This window comes from Dehalobacter sp. MCB1, assembly GCF_003590275.1.
Lineage (GTDB): Bacteria > Bacillota > Desulfitobacteriia > Desulfitobacteriales > Syntrophobotulaceae > Dehalobacter.
On record NZ_LXPC01000012.1, the window covers coordinates 370,097 to 389,062 of the forward strand.

The window sequence follows — 18,966 nt, forward strand, 5'->3', positions numbered from 1 at the left end:
TGACATGCTCGATGCAAGAGGCCGTTCATGTCCAGAGCCTGTTATCATGATCAAGAAAGCAATGGCTTCCAACGAGGATGAATATGCCATACTGCTTGACAACCGTACCTCTTTGGAAAATGTCTCACGTTTTGCGAGAGTTGCAGGATATCATAGTGATTATACTGAAGAAAATGGGATCTTTACATTGAAAATAACAAAAAAATAATAATGTAGCACAAACATCGAAGGGAAATCCACTTATGGAATACATCGCAACCTTTTATTCGCATTATGGCGCGATGCGCTTTAAAAAAAAGTGTATAGCCAATAACCTTCATGCGGTCGTAATGCCTGTTCCCAGAAGTCTCAGCTCTTCTTGCGGCAGCTGCGTCAAGTATGAAGATCACCGGGACTTTGTTGCACCGGAAAATCCGGATGAAGAGATTGAACAAATAGTCTGCATTGAAACAACCGGGTACCGGCAGGTATATAAGGCTAAAGGAGCATAATTGCTTATAGTTTGTTTCTAACCCAAGTATAGTTATAATAAATACTAATTGTGAAATTAATTACTTGTATTCTATAAAATAATTAGTTAAAATCCAGGTAGGTTAAGAAATCAAATACAGCATGAGAAACGGTGTTTTTCAAAGGTAAAAGCCCGCAAACACGCATGGATTATGGCTTGTGGTATCGCGGCAGTCACAGAGTGATTGTGGCTCCGGCACTCGTGGGTTCAAGTCCCATCATTCACCCCATATAAAAAGATTAAGCTTTATCGCAAGATAAAGCTTTTTGATTACCCGCCTCGGCGTGATAGCCGCGAAGCGGCGGAGCAAGTCCCATCATTTTTTTTAATCATGGGGTTCGTCAGTAACCTGACCCCTTTAGGGCGGTGTAGATTTTTTATGGTGATGCTGCCTGCGTCGTGGCGGATGCTTTCGCGGATAGACCGCTCTGGCCGCTGCTGTTTAACGCAACAATTTTATAATAATAGGTTGTCTCCGGATCTAAGCCTGTATCCGTGTAAGGGGGCGCTGCCACATTTTCCGCTATCGGATTATAGGTGCCTTCGGAAGAGGATGCCCTGTAAACGATATAGGAGCTTGCACCGGTGACCGGAGTCCAATCCACAACAATCTGGCTGGAATTATCGGCTGTTGCCGTCAGATCTAATGGTACGGACGGAAATGTGATGGTATTTGCTGTTAAAGAATAAGGGCCATCTCCGGCGCTGTTGGAGGCCAAAACTTTATAGTAATAGGTGGTTCCTGCATCCAGACCCGTATTGGTATAGGAGGTTGAAGATAAAGTCGTGATACGTGTATAAGTTCCGGAAGCAGAGTGAGACCGGTATACGGAATAAATCGGGTCTCCGCTTACGGCGGACCAGGACAGCGATATCTGCGAAGAGCTTAGCGCTGCAGCAGTCAGATTTGCTGGAGCAGTTGGCACACTCGAGGCAAGGGTAGTGGCACTGGTGACCGCCGAATAGGCACTGCTGCCGGCAGTGTTCACAGCCAGGACTTTGTAGTAATAGGCAGTACTCGCGGTCAGACTGCTGTCTGTATACGCATTGGTTGTGGTCGTGGCCATAAGCGTGTAAGTCCCTGATACTGAATTGGCTCTGTATATGGAATAAGTATCTGCTTCGCTGACCGAAGACCAGGATAGGGAAATCTGTGTTGAGCTCTTTGGCACAGCAGTGAGATTATCAGGAATGGAAGGAACGCTGGCAGCAATGGTTTTGGCACTGGCAATGGCAGAATAAGAACTCGAACCGACACTGTTTGTGGCCAGCACCTTATAATAATAAGTCGTATTGGCTGTCAGACCACTATTGGTATAAGAAGTAGCGGTAATGGTCGTAAGCAGAGAATACGGTCCTGATGCTGAGGAAGACCGGTAAATGGAATAGGATGCTGCCCCGCTGACAGCGGACCAGGAAAGTGTGATCTGACTGGTACTTTTCGGTGTTGCCGTAAGATTTGCCGGGGCAGACGGGATGCTGAGCGCAGTCGTGGTGCTAGCAACAGGTGAAAAGGCGCTCGATCCGGTACCGTTCGTAGCTTTTATCTTATAGTAATATGTTGTGTTGGGGGATAGTCCACTATTGATATACGAAGTCGAGGAAACTTTTGCAATCTGATAGTAAGACCCATAGTAGGAAGAAGCGCGGTATACAGCATAGGAAGTGGCACCGTTTACTGTTGGCCAGGATAACGCGATCTGACTGATACTTTGCGATTTCGCTGTAAGATTTGGCGGAGCAGCCGGGACAGAAGCAATATCGTCTAAAAGGGTGTTTACGACGTTTTGCGGTATCACGGCTGTACCACCGAAGACAATCAATTTGCTGATCAGATTACTTTTTTGATTGATATAATTCCCGACAGAAGTGTTGGTCAGACTGTTGACCAAAATAACGGGGGAATTTGTCTGTGCTGCCAAGGCCGAACCTGCGAGCGCATCGGGAAATGATTGCCCGGTTGCGATACAGCAGGCGGCCAGATTAAGTTGAGCTGAAAATTCATCGATAATTTTAAGGTTGGTTTCATAGCGGTCAGCACCACTCAGCCTTTTCCCCGCAGGAAGAAGATTTAAAACACTGGTGCTGATGACACCGGTTCCGCCAACAACATATGTGCTGGTGACATTTTGCAGAGCTTGCTGGATGTTACCGGGCAAGCTGTTTTTAGCTGTAAGCAGGATCGGAATTTCTTTGATCGCGGCGATAGGAGCGGCAGATAAAGCATCCGCAAAGTTTTCACCCGTTGCAATGATTGCCTGGTTATAGCTTCCCAGCGTCTGGGCAATTCTGGCCGAGGTATCATAGCGGTCAGAACCGGCAATCCGGGATATGGATATTCCCATATAATAGATCTCCCGTTCCACACTTGTGGAGATGGCTGAAGCCCCACCGATAAGAAAGACATGTGAGACGTGCAGACGGGAAAGTTCGGTCCTGGTCTTGGTGCTTAATGATTCGCTGGAGGTCAGCAGAATAGGAGCATTATATTTAGAGGCGAGCGGAGCGCTGCATAAGGCATCCGGATAATTTTCACCATTGACAATGATGGCGTAGTTGGAAGAACTCCAGCCATACTGGGAAATCAGGGCGGATGTTTCATATCTGTCACTGCCTGACAAACGATTGGAGGTTATGAAAGAGGATCCTGGACTGCCGGCGGCTGCATTAACGATATTGGAAAAATAGTCTGTGCCGGAATTCCCCATAGCTTTGATCTTGTAATAGTAAGTATTGCCTGATGTCAGGCTGCCATCCGTATAATTGGTATAGAACGTCGAGGCAATCTCCGTATAGGCCCCTGAATACGAAGCTGAGCGGTAGACCGTGTAAGAGGTTATTCCGCTGATTGAATTCCAGGAAAGATAGATTTGCCCTGGTCCGGAGGATTTCGCTGAAAGACTTGAGAAAGAGGAAAGGGTCGTGGCGCCGGCATAGGAAGAAAGTAAACTTGTTTCATTGTTGTCGACAGTCTGGATCTTATAGTAATAGGTTTGATTGGAGGCCAAACCGGTGTCGGTATATTGGTTTGTGGTAACCGAATTAGTAAAAGTGTAGGTTCCGGAATGGGAAGTTGATCGGTAGACATTGTACTTGTCTGCGCCGCTTACTGCAGTCCAGGTTAACGCAATTTCATTTGGACCGAGTGCAGAAGCGGATAAGTTTGTCGGAGCGGACAAGGCAGCGGCAGAAATCTGAGGCATAGTCAAGAAACTGACGAGGAAGCATAAGAGTATCACCAATGATTTGGATTTGATTTCTCCCATAGGATATTCACCTCCCGTTGCATTCTCTTTTAAAGAATCATGAAACAATTATACCATTTTTTGGTTTATCATCTGTAAATTATATGTAAATCTTTTAGAATATTCAATTTAAATTTTTATTGTTATTCTTAGTAAAATCATCCATAATAGAAATCAGCAAGAAGAATGGGGGGCCTGTTTGTGACAGAAAGATATGTTCAGACTGTGGAAAGAGCGCTGGATATATTGGAAGTACTGGCCAGTTCTAGGGAATCATTTGGTGTGACTGAAATCGGCAGCAGGATAGGGCTGCATAAAAGCACGGTACATCGGATTATTCAGACTTTATGCTATCGGGGATATGTCGAAAAAGAAAAAGATAGGGAACGGTACCGTCTCGGGATAAAAATAATTGAAGTCGGCAACGCATTTTTCAATCAGCTTGAAGTCCGGAAGATTGCCGAACGCTATTTGGAAAGCCTGGCCAAAACCTTTGATGAAGTAGTTCATCTTGTCCTGCCCGACAACGGAGAAGTAGTGTTCATTGATCATAAAGAGAGTTCCCAGTTAATCGGCATGTACTCCAAGGTAGGCAGCAGAGGCTACATGCATTGTACGGCGGTTGGTAAAGCGATTCTTTCCACTTTGCCGGAAGAGGAAGTAAGGCTTATTCTGCAAAAAAAGGGTATGCCCCGTTTTACTCAGCAGACGATTACAGATCCGGAAAAACTGATCGAACAGCTGAAGGAAATAAGAAAAACAGGCATTGCAGTTGCCGCTGAAGAAACTGAAGTCGGGGTCATTAATATAGGAACACCCATTTATGATTATTCGGGTAGAACCATTGGTGCGATCAGCATTTCCGGACCCATTAATAGGCTGATGGAGAAAGGGATTGAAAAGGTCGGTCAGGAAATCAAGCGTGTTGGTCAGGATATATCCTCCAGATTAGGATATTCCGGCCGCTGATCTTACAGTACTACCCAAAAAAACGCTTGACGGAAGTAGGAAACTAGTACATAATATTAATACTATATTTTCAAATATTTCAGAATCTTTTTGTGTTGGTTTGCATAAGATAGCCAAAAGATCAGACATTAAGCTTCAGCAAAAAAATTGAAAAGATGGGGACAATGATGAAGGTTTAGTTTAAAAATGAAACAATGTTTCAGATAATAAAACAAAACTAATTTTTATAGGTATAAAATGAAACATTGTTTTATATGGTGAAACACGGTGGGGAGTGATTGATCATGATGAGGATTTCATCAATAGCTTATAATCAGGACAGAGATTGTATAGGATGTGCCATTAGAGATGAAAAGCAAATATCCACCTATATTCTGTCTTTTCAGATAGCAGACCAGCTGATGTCGCGCTATCACGGGAAATGGGGTATTTCGGGTAACAGGATTACACTTCGATTTACAGACCTAGACCATCCGCTGACGATTGATTATGATTCCGGAGTGATTAATTACGGATCCCTTACGACAGCATTTTATCATCGCTATAACCCTGCTAAGGGGCTGACGGTGCTGGTCGAGGATATCTGTTCCGACCTTGCGATCCCACAAAGTGAGCCCATTGAATATGAAGAATATTTATTTAGATTATTCGTCAAAATTGTGGAGATTTTCCATGCCCGATGCAATGTTCAGATCTTACCTGATATAAATGAAGGCAAATGGGAAATTCGTTTAGGTGAGGGGGAAGCTTCAGGCTGGATTGGGAAAGATGGAATTGCCGAGAACCGGTTTGGTGAAAAAATGGATATAAAACAATGGCAGAATCTTAGAATTGAAAAAGCAGCGCTTTATGTCTTTGGTTTTAACTCTTTTTGCAAAAACTTTCAGTGTCCGATAAAATAAGGACACTATTTTTTTGTATTAACTTTTGTTTGACAGGGCAATTTTTTTTAAGTATAATACTGTTTGCGTGTTAGAGCCGTCAGCGAATTGCATAACCGATTTTTTATTCCAATGGGGTATCGCCAAGCGGTAAGGCATCGGACTCTGACTCCGACACCGGTGGTTCAAATCCATCTACCCCAGCCATAGTCCCAAAAGCAGGAGTTCATGCGGGTTCCAGAAGTTTAGCAATAAAGTATAGCATCACGAATCCGACAGTGTTAAAATAACTACTCCGACGTGTTGCTCAAAACCTCTTTAACGAAAATTTAAGGAGGTTTTTGTATATGTCAAGAAAACTAAATCAAATCAGAATGAATCTTGATTGGAATGACTTAATGGAATCGTTTCTATGTGAAAAGGCTGCTCAACAACGTTCTGATAGAACGTTAAAAGATTATCGATTTCACATCAAACAATTTTTCAATCGTTATCCAAATGGTGATTTGAAAGAGAATTTGTATTCTTATCTTGCAGAGGAGTGTGCATCGGCAACTTACAATTTGAGACTTGTGTATCTTAAAGCGTTCTTTAAATGGTGTATTGCTGAAGGTTGGATTGATACAAATCCATTATCAAATATCTCTCAAAAAAGAGCTGAACCACGTATTGTTGATATTGATTTGCGTGATTTAAAACAACTTGTTGAATTACCTGATATAACCACATATACTGGTTTACGTGATAAAGCTATGATTTATTTGACACTCGATACTGGAATAAGACCAAGTGAAATGTGCAAATTAAGCATTGATGATTACTATGTTAAATTTCATCAAATCATAGTTCGTGCTGAAATTGCAAAGACGAGAATGCAACGTACCCTACCTATAGGGCCAGCAACATGTAATCTCATCAATAGAATTATTATGATTCGACCAAAAGATTGGACAAAATCTTCACCATTGTTTGCAAGTTGTGATGGCAGCATGATGCATACAAATGCATGGGGTGATAGACTGCAATATTATTCTAAATTTCTTGATGTGAAGATATGTCCATACGATTTAAGACACGTGTTTGCATTAGAATTCTTACGCAATGGTGGAAATGCATTGTTCCTTCAAAGAATTTTAGGACACACCGATCTTACGATGACTAAGCGATATGTCGCCGCAACAAATGATGATTTAAAATCTGCGTTACAATCAGCATCACCACTTAATAATTTGGTTAAGAAAACACGATTAAGAAACATTTGATTGGATTAAATAAATGTGAATGTTATAATATTCTGTAAAAGTTATATATTTACAGAGGTAATGCATTGATGAAAAAATTAATCGCAGAATGTCATCATAGTCATTTTAAAAAACTTGTATATGGCGATATTGGGATTGATAATAGAATTCTATTTTTATATGTTGATGAAAACAAATATAGTGACAGATATCGATTAACTATATGGATTGGCGAAAATGTTAAACGTATTTATGTTGAAGAAAATTATAAAAAAGCTGGTTTTATTGAAATTACAAAAGATAATATATTTGTATTTAATAATACAGACAAAATCATCAAAAACATTTTATTAATAATATCAAAAGTCTTATATTGTGATGGTAAATGGAGGATGATTGATGAATTACCTATACAAATAAAATTTACTTCTTCAAATACATCAAAAAAAGATAATGATGTTGATGATATAAATAAAGTTTGTAGTAGTTGTATTAAGAATTATATATGTCATGATTCAAATAGACACAAACCAAAAAAAGCGTGTCAAAATTATATTAAAGGTCTTGCTATTGAACGTGATTTTTCACAATATGACTCTCGCTTTTAATTCATATTAGCACATCGTGCAAAATATATTGCTGTACGTCTAAGTAAATCATTTTCCGCTTTCAACATTTCATTTTCCTTTTTGAGTCTGATTAACTGCTTATCTATATTTTCTATTGTGTTACTTTCAGGAAATATCAAAGCAGAACTTTTTCTATATTTTTTCATCCAGCTTTGTAATGTATTTTTATTAACACCAAATCTAATTGCTGCTTTAGGTATAGAAATATTTTCAGTTTCAATTTTACGGATGATTTCTAATTTAAAATCAGAAGAATATTGTGAAAGCATGATTATCCTCCATATTTATTTGATATGAAAATGTCTGATTTTGTGCCGCTGCCTGTACTCAATCAAGCATTCCCTAGGTTTTTGTGTTATTGTGTAGAAAAAAATTAGAACAAAAAAGGGGAAGTACCCTTCACAAGATACTTCCCAAGTATTATACTATTATCGATGAAAGTTATTTTATCAAGACTGATTTAGCGAGTTCAGAGTCGCCGATCAGTTCAACCATGGACTCAAGGGTGATGTAATCTTCTTCGATGAGGAAGACCATAAAATCCTTGAGTTTTTGGTTTGCTATTTTGATATGCTCATCGTTTTTTAATTCTGGCTCTAACATTAATGATGTAATGCAATCATGAACTTCATCATTATGATAGCCAGCAACAGCTTCAAGTTTAAAGAGAACATCTTGAATATTACGGAATTCTTCTTTCTTAACTTGTTCTATTGTTTGAGATTTCCGGAGTGCTTCAAATGTCATGCTCGAATCACTTCTTTCACCAAATTTGGTGAGTGATTTGTCTTTCAAATCCTTACTGAGCATGTTAATGTACGTGTTGGCATCTTCTTTACTCATCATTTGAAGCTGCATGTCTTCCATTGGCATGTATGCATCAGGAAGCCATTCGTGTTGTGGTTTTACGGATTCTTGTCTAGTGAGGTTGCCTTCAATATCCACAACCCATTCAACTGTGACTTGGTTGTGCAGAGATTGCATTCTTTTTTCCAAATCACGAATGTGTCTGATTTGTTCTGGACGAATGCGAGTGGAAGTCCATTCATAAAATGCAGCACGATTTGTTTCAATAAATTTTGATGCATCTTGTTTGCTGAATGAACTTTGAATCATGATTGCAAACTCATCAGGAGTGCAATAACGCCAGTGTGTTTCATCAATTTGAATCTTGCGCGAAACACCAAATGATTCGAAATCTGCATCAGGGAAAAGGAACATTTTAACGATGGCAGACACTTGGTTATCTGTTGCTGGAATCTTAGCAGATAAGCCGAGAGCAGCTTCTTGCTTGATGAGTTGGTCAAGCAATTCAGATGCAGTTCCACCAAGACCACCAGTAAGTAAATGTAATGTTTTTTCAGATGGCATGTTAATCAAAACACCGGCCTCTTGGAGATTGGTGATCTTTTCTTTGATGAGCGCAATCTGCTTTTCGCTGGCTGGTTTAAATCTGTAAAGATCGGAGATTTTGTCACTCATATATTCGATAGACCAGGCTGCATAATTTTCAGCTGGCAAACCTTTTTGTTCGCAAAGTTCAAGGTACTTACGTACTTGATTAGGAGTCGCTGTACGATTGGAATTAGTAGAAGAAGCTGCGTAGTCACGTGCATTATAGTCGAATGTAAAAGTTTGCTGTGTCATGGTAATTACCTCCTTGAATTAAAAACAAATTACATGAAACATAACGTACCCTATTCAGTTTTTGAACCATATTCAATTATGTGATACACAAAACACAACGTGCTCTACACATCAATCACCTTCTTTCAAAATATTTAATAAATTATGTAATACACATTAAGCACAAGCATGACGGCAGTAAAGTTGCCCTGAACGTTTTGTCAAGTGCAGAATAAGCACTACTTACCGGACTGAGCATAGCGAGGGAGGATAAGCGTCAACTTGACAAAACAATGTGTGCTGTATGTGTGATGTACGTGAAACACCCGAAAGACGTGCTTGCAAAACGTGTTTACAACACGTAGCAAATCAGATAGATTCCTCTATGATGAGAAAAAGTATCCAAATATATCAGCGAAGCTGCTTTAGCAGCAAGCGAGTCGAAGACTCAAAAGAAAGTAATAATAAAGTAAATAAACACATACAGCACACGTTCATTACACAATACTGATGTGAGTACACAATGATGTACACAAACCCTGATGTGATGCAACACTTGTTTACTTCACGTGCTGAAAACGTATGAATGTACGCTCATATGTTGTGTGTTGAACGTGTAGTATGATGTGTACTATACTCTTGCTGTACTTGTGCTGAACTTGGGTTGCTACACGCAACAAGAACCACATTCTCCCCACCCACCCTGACACACGTTACACAACACAAAACAAACACATAAGCCACGTACTATACACTCTGCTGTACGTGTTATACTCGTATGAAAATCAAATTATCAAATCATGATTGGCAAGACCCCCGGGGGAGCCAAAATCAGTACCTGGAGCCTCGTCGTCTTTCACGGGCTAATAATGATTCTTGTCATGCACACATTAAGCATACTGATTTGAGCACGTACAGCAGAAGTGTCATGCACACGTTCACAACGTGTAATTACTCATCAATATTGATGTGCTCTCACGTACAGCAACACGTGCCGCATCAAAATAGGGTATACGTCATTTATACGTTAAGTACCGTGATAGAGGTTGTAATACGTGAAATACAGCGCGTGCTGTACGTGTAAATCGCCGATGTACGTGTATTACTCTTGTTATATACACAATATTCAGATATTGTCGAAATGTTTTTTGTATAATGTATAAAATAAAACTTGACAAGATTTTGTGTATTTTGTATAATTAGATTACACGTTCTTTACGTGCTTAAAGAAAAAAGAAAATAAAAAAAACATTTCAACTCCCGAAGGGAGTTGTAGCATTCTTCTATAAGAAACGCTGTTAGCGTTTATATTTATTCTGATTTGAACACGTTATATGAACTTGCCTTGCTACGCAAGTCAAGTTAAAATTACTTCGTAATTTTATTATCGAATCAATAGATAATATATATGTCGAAGACATATGGCAAGTTACTCGGCAAGTTCTGCCGAAGTACTTGTAAACACTTGAATAACGTAATATACATAAATAACGTGTAACACACGTACAAAACACCCGATATACGTGTACTACACGTTATTATTAATTAATGGGAGGTATTCTTCTGATTTGATAATACAAATTATAATCACGTGTTTCTTCGCCGCCGCAGTTGGTATTGAGTGCCTAATGTACCACAAATTAACAAAATATATTGAGTTATGTACGACAAGTCCTCCTGCAATGGAGGATTTTTTTAGTGAAGAAGAGTTAAGTAGAATAGAAAAGAATAAAGCGTTTGACGCACGTATTGCCGAGTTACGAGAAGAACTTGGTATAGGTGCGGAAATACGTTTATCGGAAACTGAACCAGCAGCGGAGTTGCATCCTGCCGTACACAATATTCCACACAATGCGGTACATATCGATGGATATAACGCTTTGCCGGACGTGGAATGGAATGATTAACGTGTGATGTACGTGTAGGTCCTCCATGTAGCTTGTTCTGACATGGTTAAAACCCTTGTGCACGGGCAGGAAAGTGTTCCATAAAGTTGGCTTTCCACTTTAAATAACACGTAAATCGCCGATGTACTTCTGCTGTACGTGAGAACGCCGATGTACGTGAAGAACTTAATGGAGGTTTAATGAAACAACTTACTATTCCTGATGTGGTTAGAATTGGTGCAGATGATTTTAAAATAGTCTATCCAGAAGTTATTATTATTGGCAATAAATGTGATTATGCTGGCAGCATTAATACTGAAACCAAACAGATTGCATTACTTGAAGAATATACACCAGAACAACGTTTATCTCCGTTCTTTCATGAGTTAGTACATGGCATTTTTCGTGAAGCAAATCTTCGTGAATTATTTGAAAATGAAGATGTTGTAGATCGTGTCGGACGTGTTCTGCATCAAATCATGAGAGACAATTATTTTTATAAAGATGTGGTTGAAAAGAAAACTACACGTAAATCGGTGGTGAGGAATCGTGGATAAGGTAGTCTTAAAATTTATCGCCGATATACTCTACATCAAAGGCATCATACTTTTTGAAGAACTTGAAGCAATCTATGAAGCCAAGTCTTTTTCTGATTTGGACACGATAGTTAAAAAGATTGAAGGTGGTGAGTATCGTGTCTTCAGAGGAGAAACTTACAACATTATCGAACCGAAACCCCTCCCAACTTTCGATGATTGAAAATAACACAAATAATCTTTCTTCTGATGTGTCAAAACAAAATGCTAAACCTATTATTGATGAGGAAAAAGAAACACACCTAATGGCGTTATCTGCGAAAGAGCAGCGGTTTGTGCAGCTGTATTTAACAGGACAATATACTATACCTAAGCTGGCACAGCTTCTTGAGTTACACCCAAACACATTGTGGAAGTGGTTGAAACGAAAAGATATCAAAACAGTCATTGAAGAAACACAACTCATGACGCATGAAGTGGTTGCAACGCAACTACAAAACCTGACGCTGAAAGCGACAAACAAACTCAATTCTCTCCTTGATTCGCCTATTGATGGTGTTGCGTTGCAGGCAGTTAAAGATGTTCTCGACCGTGGAGGACACAAACCAAAACAGGAAATGAAGATTGAGAAGACTGTCATATCATATGAACAGCAACTTAACAATCTCATCAAAGAAGTTATTGATGTGGAGGAAGTCTATGAAATATCGGAAGAAACCTGTTGTGATTGAAGCATTGCAATTTAAAACAAATAATGAACCAAAAGGTTCACCAAACATGGATAGTATTGTGAATTGGGCAAATCAAGGGAAAGACAAAATTAATGCATGGCATAATGGCACAAATATTTTCATTAGCACTTTAGAAGGTGAAATGAGAGCTGATGTTGGTGATTTCATTATCAAAGGTATTCAAGGAGAATTCTATCCTTGTAAACCAGATATTTTTGAAAAGACTTATGAAAAAGTGGAGGAAGAATAATGGGTAAAACTCTTGATATTTCTGAAGTTAAAGGTGCAAAGGCTAATATTTCTGATTTGAAAGTTTATGGTGATGGTGATACATTTCATCTACTTTGTAAGGCTTCAAGTCAGAATGAAGGTTGGATGAAATCAACTAAAGTTTGTAATGTTTATGGTGGTTGTATCGTCCAAGTTACTACGCAACAACTTAATCCAGATGGTTCTTATTCAGTAGCTGAAGCACTTACTTTTGTACCGAATAATCATATTGATTTGGAATCTGAGCCAAGAAAAATCATACAAATTTGAGGTTTGAATGGCTAAGTTGACAAAAGAACAACTTTTCTTTTGGAAACTAAAACACGATAAAAAATGGTATGTAGAAAAGTTCTTAAAAATCCGTAATAAACAAGCAAAGATAATACCCTTTGTTCTTAATCCTGCACAAAAAATCGTTATGGATATCATTGAAAAAGATGAAAGAGAGGGAAGATTAAAACGTTACATCGTACTGAAAGCACGACAAATGGGATTATCAACCCTCTTTGAAGCATTAATCTTTCATGATACGGCAAATAATGATAACAAAACGTCGCTGATTGTGGCACATGAGGATACCGCATCTTCGAATTTATTCAATATGTCCAAGTTATATTATGAAGAACTTCCCGATCTCATCAGGCCAATGAAGAAGTATTCAAATGGACGTGTTTTACAGTTTGAAAATCCAGAAAATGACGAATCAATTAAGAAAGATAATCCTGGTCTTCGTTCCAAAATTACTATTGCAACCGCTGGAACAGGTGAAGTAGCACGTTCATCAACAAATCATAATGTCCATGCTTCAGAAGTGGCCTTCTGGCCTGATGCGAGTACAACGATGTTGTCACTTATGCAGAGTGTGCCGGATGAATTAAATACCTTGGTCGTACTTGAAAGTACTGCAAATGGTGTTGGTGATTACTTTCATGATATGTGGAATAAGGCTGTTCGTGGAGAGAATGAATTTACTCCAATATTCCTTGCATGGTTTGTAGACCCAACATACACACGTAATTTCCCCTCAGAAGCCGCTAAACAACAATTCCTTGAGGAAATATCTATCATCTCTACAGATGGCAACGGAGGGCAAGTACGGACGTATGAGTGGGAATTAATGAATAAACATGGACTCACACTTGAACAACTCAATTGGCGACGATATACAATAGCCAATAAGTGTCAAGGTGATGAGGAAAAGTTTATGCAGGAATACCCAAGTACACCAGAAGAAGCGTTTATCTCATCAGGTAGACCAAAGTTTAGTATTAAAGCCTTAAAGAAATATCAAACCATTACCAAAGCACCCCAACGTGGATATTTGCAATTGTGTCCGGATGGTGGTGTTTCTTTTATAGAAGACCCAAATGGTTATATATCAATTTGGAAACATCCTGAACCTGGACAATTCTACTGTATTGGAGCAGACGTGGCTGAAGGACTTGTCGAAGGTGACTATAGTGCAGCATGTGTTGGAAATTCTGAAACATTTGATATTGAAGCTATATGGCATGGTCATATTGACCCTGATTTATATGGTCTTGAATTACAAAAGTTAGGCAAATTCTATAATGATGCGTATCTTGGTGTGGAGAATAATAATCATGGTCTTACAACACTCACCACTCTTAAGAAGCAAGAATATTGGAATTTGTACTTCTCCAAATCATATGACAAGATTTCAGAAAAAGTCACACAGAAACTTGGTTGGACAACTTCAAGCAGAACTAAACCATTGATGATTGATAAATTAGCAGAGTTTATCAGGGAGTTTTATTTAGGTATTTATTCTGATTTGATAATTAGTGAAGCATTCACATATATCATTGAAGATAATGGTAAAACCAATGCTCAGATCGGCTGTTATGACGATACTATAATGGCTACTGCTATTATGTTACAATTACTTTTAGAAGGTAAAGGAGATTCATACGTTCCCGAGATCCCTATCGATCAGAGAAATAATATAAAAAAAGATATCATAGACCCTCTGTTTGAATCAAACGAAAGCGATGAGTTTTCTGATTAACAGGAGGTGTTTTTTTTGTCAAATACTGTTCAAATCGAACAGGAAAATATGCAATTAGCCAGTAAATGGCACATGAAATTTAAAGAAGCTATGGTGTATAAAGCAAGTTACACCAAAAGGTGGCAAGAGTATGATGAAGCATACGCTGGTGAATACAGTAAGGGTCAATCTCTGCCGGATTACAAATCTAACATCATTAGCAATTATATCTTTTCCACTGTGGAAACTATTCGACCAATTATGCTTGAATCAAATCCAAAATTCCAAGTCATGGCAAGGCAACCAGAAGGCTTAGCATTTACTACTGATGTGAATGAAGCGATGAGTTATGAATGGGATAGGGAAAAGATGACACGTAAAGTATGTGCTGAATTGATTCCAGTTCTCGTTCGTGGCACATCTGTATTCTTTGTTCCATGGAATGCTGATGAAAAGAATACCAAATATATTCCTGTATCTGCATATAATATCTTTCCGGACCCACTTGCAACATGTGTTGAAGATGCAGAATATATAGTTTATGCAACTTATAGTCACGTAAATCGATTAAAAAAACTATTCCCTGAATACGCCGATAAACTTAGTGGTGGAAGTGTTAAGTACAGCGAATTGGTTTATAACAATGATTTGAATGCTCGAATTGATAATCAAGTTCTTTTACTTGAAGTTTGGTGTAAGGATTATGAAACCATTGAAGAAAATGATGGTAAAGTAAAACGCATCAAATATAAATATCCAAAAGGTCGTCATATCATCGTCGCACCAGAATTAGGTTTGGTCTTGTTAGACCAAGATAATCCATACGATGATGGTGAACATCCTTTTGTACTCATTAAGGATTATGATGTACCTGGCAAGTTTTGGGGTGAAGGTGAGCCAAGTCAGATGCTTTCACCGCAAAAAGGTATGAATGATCTATACAATGCTATTATTGATAACGCCAAAGCGACAGCAAATTCACCATGGGTTATTGATAAGAATAGTGGTATTGGACAAGGAAAGATTACTGCACGACCCGGCCTTATCTTGCGTAAAAACCCCGGCTCTGAAGTGACACGCTTGCAGCCACCTGGTATGCCTATGTATGTGCCAAACACAGTTGAAACACTTAAATACGATCTGCAAGAAGTAAGTGGTGTGTTTAATTCCCTTAAAGGTAACTCATCCACTGGTGTTTATACTGCACAAGGTATCCTTGCTCTCAAAGAAGCTGGTGAAACACGCATCAGATTGAAAGTGAAGTTGCTTGAAGATGCACTTGGTGAAATGTGCCGTAAGGGTTTTTCACGTTGTCGGCAGTATTGGAAAAGTGACAAATGGATTCAAATCACTAGAGCAGATGGTTCTTATGATTTGAAAAAGTTTATTACTGATAGTTTGAAATACGATTATGATATTAAAATTACAGCTGGTTCCACAATGACGGTTAATCGTGGTGCAATGCTTGATTTGATGATTCGTTTGGCGCAAACGCCAATGCCTGATGGACAAATGCTTGTCGATCGTGAAGCTGTTGCAGAGTATTTGCCTGAAGAAGTTAAAGCATCGTTGCTTAGACGTATGGGTAATAAGCAACAAGCTATTGAACAGCAAGTACAGCAATTCCAACAGATGATTGAACAACTTACTCAACAGATGCAGCAATACATGCAGCAAAATGACGCTAATGATAAAGAAACATTAGCCGTTGTTGAACAAATGACAAGTGCTATTGAAAGGATAAATAAGCAAATTATACAACTCCAAAATAAGCATGATAAACTTGAGGAAGATAAGAGAAAAGAAGAAGAACAGCAAAAAATAAAAATCAATTCGTATAATGAAGGTTTTGCTGATGCGGAGAAATACTATGTTCCCGAATCAGAAGGAGGTGCTGATTCAGTTTCTTCGCAGCCAGATGGACAACAATTACCTGATGAAATCTTAACTGGACTTAATAATATGTCTGATGATGAGTTAGCAGTTGTACTTCAGCAGAATCCTGATTTGATGGAATTATTAAATATGGAACAACCACAATAACGTGGATTCCAAGGAGGAAATGAATTGAATATCACTCAATATCGAGAAATGAAGGCGAAGGAAACGGCTCAGAAAACTGAACAACCGACCACGCCAGAGCAGAAAACTGAAAATAACACAACGGAAGTTGTTGAAAATAAACCAAAACAATCAGAGGAGAAAGAAAAACCCTCTGATTTTGTTTTACCCGAGAAAATCACAATTGATGGTATTGGTGAAATTTCTGTTGATGAATTGAAAAATGGATATCTTCGCCAATCAGATTACACCAAGAAAACTCAGGATTTATCAAAACAACGTACTGAAACAAAAGAAGCAATTGCTTTCTTTGATTATCTGAAAGCCAATCCTGAAGTTGCGAAACAAGTTGTTGAAATTACAAAAAACAAAACACCGCAGTCTGTTGACCCAAATCAATCTGAGATTGTTGCGTTAAAAAACACGATCTATGATTTGAAACTTGAAATGGAAATCAGCAAATTGCAAGGTAAGTATTCAGATTTTGAAGTACGTGAAGTTCTTGAAATGGCAAGAGATAAAGGATTAACCAATTTGGAAGATGCTTATAAACTTGTCAAATCAACAAAGCCTGTTCAGACCGAACAGATCGATAAAGAAACACTTAAAGCACAACTTCGTGAAGAAGTTTTAAAAGAAATAGAAAACGAAAACAAATCAACCAAAACAATTATTTCTACGACAAATAGTGCTAATCCCATTGTTACTGACAACACGCCCAAAATCTCTGATGCTGAAAAGCTCGTTGCTAAGAAAATGAGACTTTCAGAGAGTGATTACATCAAATGGCGTGATGCAAGTAAGAAAAAGAAATAATTGAGGAGGATTTTTAACAAATGGCTGTTGATTTTAAATGGTTAGGTTTACAGATGTTTGCTACACCTGTTCAACCTACTACTGAAAATACAATCTATTATACTGATGCAGATGTAGTCAATGAGACTAATTTTGGTAAGTTACTCGAACCCGGCTTAAGGAAGATTTTCTTCGAGACTTACGATGAACTCCCTGAGCAGTTTCCTCGAATCTATAATGTAATGGATTCTGATAAAGCTCAAGAAAAAGATTGGGGTATGGGTGCTTTTGGTGATTGGACTGAACGTACAAGCCAGTTCGACACTGTTGCTTACAAAACTCTGTCTCCTGGTCTTGAAAGAACGTACACACACTCTGCGTTTACCCAAGGTTTCATTATCACTCGTGAAATGTTTGATGATGAGCAATATCGTCAAATCGAAAAGATGCCGAGAGCAATGGCAAGAAGTGGACGTGCTAAGGTTGAGAAGGATGCAATGATTCCTCTCGTTAATGGTTTCACAACTGTTCTCTATGATGGAAAAGCTTTGTTTGCTAATGACCACCCTCTGCTTGATTCTACTGGTACTGGTGATAACTTGCAGACAGGTGCATTAACTGATGTAAACTTAAAAACTGCCCTTCAGTTGATGAGACAGACTGTTGATGAAGCTGGTAATCTTGCTCAGTTTAAAGCAACAAAACTTATCATCCCTCCGGCATTGGAAGATACTGCAAGACGTTTACTGCACTCTGCACAAGTTCCTGGTTCTGCAAATAACGATACTAACGAATATTTGCAATCTGCTGGTCTTGAAATCGTCATTATGGATTATCTCTCTGCTGCTGCTGGTGGAAGTGATACAATGTGGATTCTCCAAGACGGTGCAAGACATGAATTGAACTTCTTCTGGCGTGTAAGACCTGAATTCAAGTGGGAAGAAGATTTCGATTCCTTCGTCAGCAAATATCGTGGTTATATGCGGTATTCAATGGGTGTAAGTGATTGGAGAGGAATGATCGGTTCTACTGGTCTGTAGTAATGAGGGAGAGTAACCCTCTCCCTTTTTCTTAAAATATAAGGAGGTAAATTAATGAGTTATTCTAACGTTCCCGGTGTAAACGGCATTGCTGGTCAATTTAATGACCTTGGCGAATGTGAGCATAATCTGTTGAAATGTTTGAAAATCCCCATTAGTCATACAATGTTTACCGGTACAAGTGAGGTTATTATCCATACTGCTTTGCCGAGAGCGATTGTTGAGAAGGTTCTTATCAATGTGACTACTGCTGAAGCGACCGGAACAACCAAAACCATTAACATTGGTACTGCAACTGCTGATAGTGGCGACCCAGATGGTTTTATTGCTGCTGCAAGTGTTGCTGCTGTTGCTGCTGTTAAAGGTGCTGGTGCATTGGTTGGCACGATTTGTCCGGCAAGTGACAGAATTGTTGCTGTTGCACCAAATGCTTTCAGTGAAATGCATGCTGATGTGTATATCTTTTACACTGAAATCTAATCGAATCAAATCAAGAATATTGGGGTGACTATGCGTTGCCCCTTTTCTTCTATAAAG

At 38.8% G+C, this 18,966-nt stretch carries 20 protein-coding genes and 1 tRNA gene; 18 read left to right on the plus strand and 3 right to left on the minus strand.

Annotated features, from left to right (window positions below; genetic code table 11):
- Positions 1 to 4 precede the first annotated feature (4 nt).
- Together A7K50_RS09545 and A7K50_RS09550 are read left to right on the plus strand one after the other, a co-directional pair.
- Entirely contained in the window at positions 5 to 208 is a 204-nt protein-coding gene (locus tag A7K50_RS09545) for a sulfurtransferase TusA family protein (protein ID WP_199698267.1), read from the plus strand.
- Between the two features lie 34 nt (positions 209 to 242).
- A complete protein-coding gene (locus A7K50_RS09550) occupies positions 243 to 491 on the plus strand; it encodes a DUF3343 domain-containing protein (protein WP_019224758.1) in 249 nt (82 codons plus the stop codon).
- Positions 492 to 888: 397 nt separating this feature from the next.
- Here A7K50_RS09550 and A7K50_RS09555 read toward each other — a convergent pair whose 3' ends face one another.
- Complete coding sequence (locus A7K50_RS09555) at positions 889 to 3,777, minus strand: cell wall-binding repeat-containing protein (RefSeq protein ID WP_119775825.1); 2,889 nt, start codon at positions 3,775 to 3,777, stop codon at positions 889 to 891.
- Positions 3,778 to 3,957: 180 nt separating this feature from the next.
- On the opposite strand from A7K50_RS09555, the gene A7K50_RS09560 reads away from it, so the two are divergent.
- The 5 genes from A7K50_RS09560 to A7K50_RS09580 all read left to right on the plus strand — a co-directional run bounded on the left by A7K50_RS09560 (position 3,958) and on the right by A7K50_RS09580 (position 7,455).
- A complete protein-coding gene (locus tag A7K50_RS09560; protein ID WP_119775827.1) occupies positions 3,958 to 4,725 on the plus strand; it encodes an IclR family transcriptional regulator in 768 nt (255 codons plus the stop codon).
- A gap of 284 nt (positions 4,726 to 5,009) precedes the next feature.
- Positions 5,010 to 5,627 (plus strand): hypothetical protein, encoded by a 618-nt coding sequence (locus A7K50_RS09565; RefSeq protein WP_026156258.1) that lies wholly within the window; start codon positions 5,010 to 5,012, stop codon positions 5,625 to 5,627.
- A gap of 112 nt (positions 5,628 to 5,739) precedes the next feature.
- Positions 5,740 to 5,813: transfer RNA gene (locus A7K50_RS09570), tRNA-Gln, on the plus strand.
- Positions 5,814 to 5,953: 140 nt separating this feature from the next.
- A complete protein-coding gene (locus A7K50_RS09575; protein WP_119775828.1) occupies positions 5,954 to 6,868 on the plus strand; it encodes a tyrosine-type recombinase/integrase in 915 nt (304 codons plus the stop codon).
- A 68-nt stretch (positions 6,869 to 6,936) separates the two neighbouring features.
- On the plus strand, positions 6,937 to 7,455 hold the full coding sequence (locus A7K50_RS09580) for a hypothetical protein (protein WP_119775830.1): 519 nt from the start codon (positions 6,937 to 6,939) through the stop codon (positions 7,453 to 7,455).
- Here the strand turns inward: A7K50_RS09580 and A7K50_RS09585 are convergent.
- Together A7K50_RS09585 and A7K50_RS09590 are read right to left on the minus strand one after the other, a co-directional pair.
- Positions 7,452 to 7,745, minus strand: coding sequence for a transposase (locus A7K50_RS09585; protein ID WP_083916734.1), 294 nt, complete (start codon positions 7,743 to 7,745; stop codon positions 7,452 to 7,454). The genes A7K50_RS09580 and A7K50_RS09585 overlap by 4 nt on opposite strands.
- A gap of 172 nt (positions 7,746 to 7,917) precedes the next feature.
- Positions 7,918 to 9,123 (minus strand): hypothetical protein, encoded by a 1,206-nt coding sequence (locus A7K50_RS09590; RefSeq protein WP_119775832.1) that lies wholly within the window; start codon positions 9,121 to 9,123, stop codon positions 7,918 to 7,920.
- A 1,661-nt stretch (positions 9,124 to 10,784) separates the two neighbouring features.
- Between A7K50_RS09590 and A7K50_RS09595 the strand changes: the two genes are divergently transcribed.
- The 11 genes from A7K50_RS09595 (at position 10,785) to A7K50_RS09645 (ending at position 18,909) form a co-directional block, all read left to right on the plus strand.
- On the plus strand, positions 10,785 to 11,009 hold the full coding sequence (locus A7K50_RS09595) for a hypothetical protein (protein WP_158582046.1): 225 nt from the start codon (positions 10,785 to 10,787) through the stop codon (positions 11,007 to 11,009).
- A gap of 179 nt (positions 11,010 to 11,188) precedes the next feature.
- On the plus strand, positions 11,189 to 11,545 hold the full coding sequence (locus tag A7K50_RS09600) for a hypothetical protein (RefSeq protein WP_119775835.1): 357 nt from the start codon (positions 11,189 to 11,191) through the stop codon (positions 11,543 to 11,545).
- A complete protein-coding gene (locus tag A7K50_RS09605; RefSeq protein WP_119775837.1) occupies positions 11,538 to 11,747 on the plus strand; it encodes a hypothetical protein in 210 nt (69 codons plus the stop codon). The genes A7K50_RS09600 and A7K50_RS09605 overlap by 8 nt, the downstream gene beginning before the upstream one ends.
- Positions 11,740 to 12,255, plus strand: coding sequence for a helix-turn-helix domain-containing protein (locus A7K50_RS09610; RefSeq protein ID WP_147363120.1), 516 nt, complete (start codon positions 11,740 to 11,742; stop codon positions 12,253 to 12,255). Before A7K50_RS09605 ends, A7K50_RS09610 begins: the two co-directional genes overlap by 8 nt.
- Positions 12,224 to 12,505 (plus strand): hypothetical protein, encoded by a 282-nt coding sequence (locus A7K50_RS09615; protein ID WP_119775840.1) that lies wholly within the window; start codon positions 12,224 to 12,226, stop codon positions 12,503 to 12,505. The genes A7K50_RS09610 and A7K50_RS09615 overlap by 32 nt, the downstream gene beginning before the upstream one ends.
- Positions 12,505 to 12,795, plus strand: coding sequence for a hypothetical protein (locus tag A7K50_RS09620; protein ID WP_199698268.1), 291 nt, complete (start codon positions 12,505 to 12,507; stop codon positions 12,793 to 12,795). The genes A7K50_RS09615 and A7K50_RS09620 overlap by 1 nt, the downstream gene beginning before the upstream one ends.
- 7 nt (positions 12,796 to 12,802) lie before the next feature.
- Positions 12,803 to 14,554, plus strand: coding sequence for a DNA packaging protein (locus tag A7K50_RS09625; RefSeq protein ID WP_119775843.1), 1,752 nt, complete (start codon positions 12,803 to 12,805; stop codon positions 14,552 to 14,554).
- A 15-nt stretch (positions 14,555 to 14,569) separates the two neighbouring features.
- The gene (locus A7K50_RS09630; RefSeq protein WP_119775844.1) at positions 14,570 to 16,576 is read left to right on the plus strand and encodes a hypothetical protein; all 2,007 of its coding nucleotides are present in this window, start codon (positions 14,570 to 14,572) and stop codon (positions 16,574 to 16,576) included.
- 24 nt (positions 16,577 to 16,600) lie between these two features.
- A complete protein-coding gene (locus A7K50_RS09635) occupies positions 16,601 to 17,410 on the plus strand; it encodes a hypothetical protein (protein WP_119775846.1) in 810 nt (269 codons plus the stop codon).
- Positions 17,411 to 17,430: 20 nt separating this feature from the next.
- A complete protein-coding gene (locus A7K50_RS09640) occupies positions 17,431 to 18,429 on the plus strand; it encodes a Mu-like prophage major head subunit gpT family protein (protein WP_119775847.1) in 999 nt (332 codons plus the stop codon).
- Positions 18,430 to 18,483: 54 nt separating this feature from the next.
- The gene (locus A7K50_RS09645; protein WP_119775849.1) at positions 18,484 to 18,909 is read left to right on the plus strand and encodes a hypothetical protein; all 426 of its coding nucleotides are present in this window, start codon (positions 18,484 to 18,486) and stop codon (positions 18,907 to 18,909) included.
- Positions 18,910 to 18,966: the final 57 nt, after the last annotated feature.

Excerpts from the sequence above, each read along its gene's own strand:
- A7K50_RS09645 (WP_119775849.1), top strand. The coding sequence starts at position 18,484 with ATGAGTTATTCTAACGTTCCCGGTGTAAACGGCATTGCTGGTCAATTT.
- A7K50_RS09545 (WP_199698267.1), top strand. The coding sequence starts at position 5 with ATGCTCGATGCAAGAGGCCGTTCATGTCCAGAGCCTGTTATCATGATC.
- A7K50_RS09640 (WP_119775847.1), top strand. The coding sequence starts at position 17,431 with ATGGCTGTTGATTTTAAATGGTTAGGTTTACAGATGTTTGCTACACCT.
- A7K50_RS09575 (WP_119775828.1), top strand. The coding sequence starts at position 5,954 with ATGTCAAGAAAACTAAATCAAATCAGAATGAATCTTGATTGGAATGAC.
- A7K50_RS09585 (WP_083916734.1), bottom strand. The coding sequence starts at position 7,745 with ATGCTTTCACAATATTCTTCTGATTTTAAATTAGAAATCATCCGTAAA.
- A7K50_RS09610 (WP_147363120.1), top strand. The coding sequence starts at position 11,740 with ATGATTGAAAATAACACAAATAATCTTTCTTCTGATGTGTCAAAACAA.
- A7K50_RS09600 (WP_119775835.1), top strand. The coding sequence starts at position 11,189 with ATGAAACAACTTACTATTCCTGATGTGGTTAGAATTGGTGCAGATGAT.
- A7K50_RS09615 (WP_119775840.1), top strand. The coding sequence starts at position 12,224 with ATGAAATATCGGAAGAAACCTGTTGTGATTGAAGCATTGCAATTTAAA.
- A7K50_RS09555 (WP_119775825.1), bottom strand. The coding sequence starts at position 3,777 with ATGGGAGAAATCAAATCCAAATCATTGGTGATACTCTTATGCTTCCTC.
- A7K50_RS09625 (WP_119775843.1), top strand. The coding sequence starts at position 12,803 with ATGGCTAAGTTGACAAAAGAACAACTTTTCTTTTGGAAACTAAAACAC.
- A7K50_RS09620 (WP_199698268.1), top strand. The coding sequence starts at position 12,505 with ATGGGTAAAACTCTTGATATTTCTGAAGTTAAAGGTGCAAAGGCTAAT.
- A7K50_RS09565 (WP_026156258.1), top strand. The coding sequence starts at position 5,010 with ATGATGAGGATTTCATCAATAGCTTATAATCAGGACAGAGATTGTATA.
- A7K50_RS09580 (WP_119775830.1), top strand. The coding sequence starts at position 6,937 with ATGAAAAAATTAATCGCAGAATGTCATCATAGTCATTTTAAAAAACTT.
- A7K50_RS09595 (WP_158582046.1), top strand. The coding sequence starts at position 10,785 with ATGGAGGATTTTTTTAGTGAAGAAGAGTTAAGTAGAATAGAAAAGAAT.
- A7K50_RS09590 (WP_119775832.1), bottom strand. The coding sequence starts at position 9,123 with ATGACACAGCAAACTTTTACATTCGACTATAATGCACGTGACTACGCA.
- A7K50_RS09550 (WP_019224758.1), top strand. The coding sequence starts at position 243 with ATGGAATACATCGCAACCTTTTATTCGCATTATGGCGCGATGCGCTTT.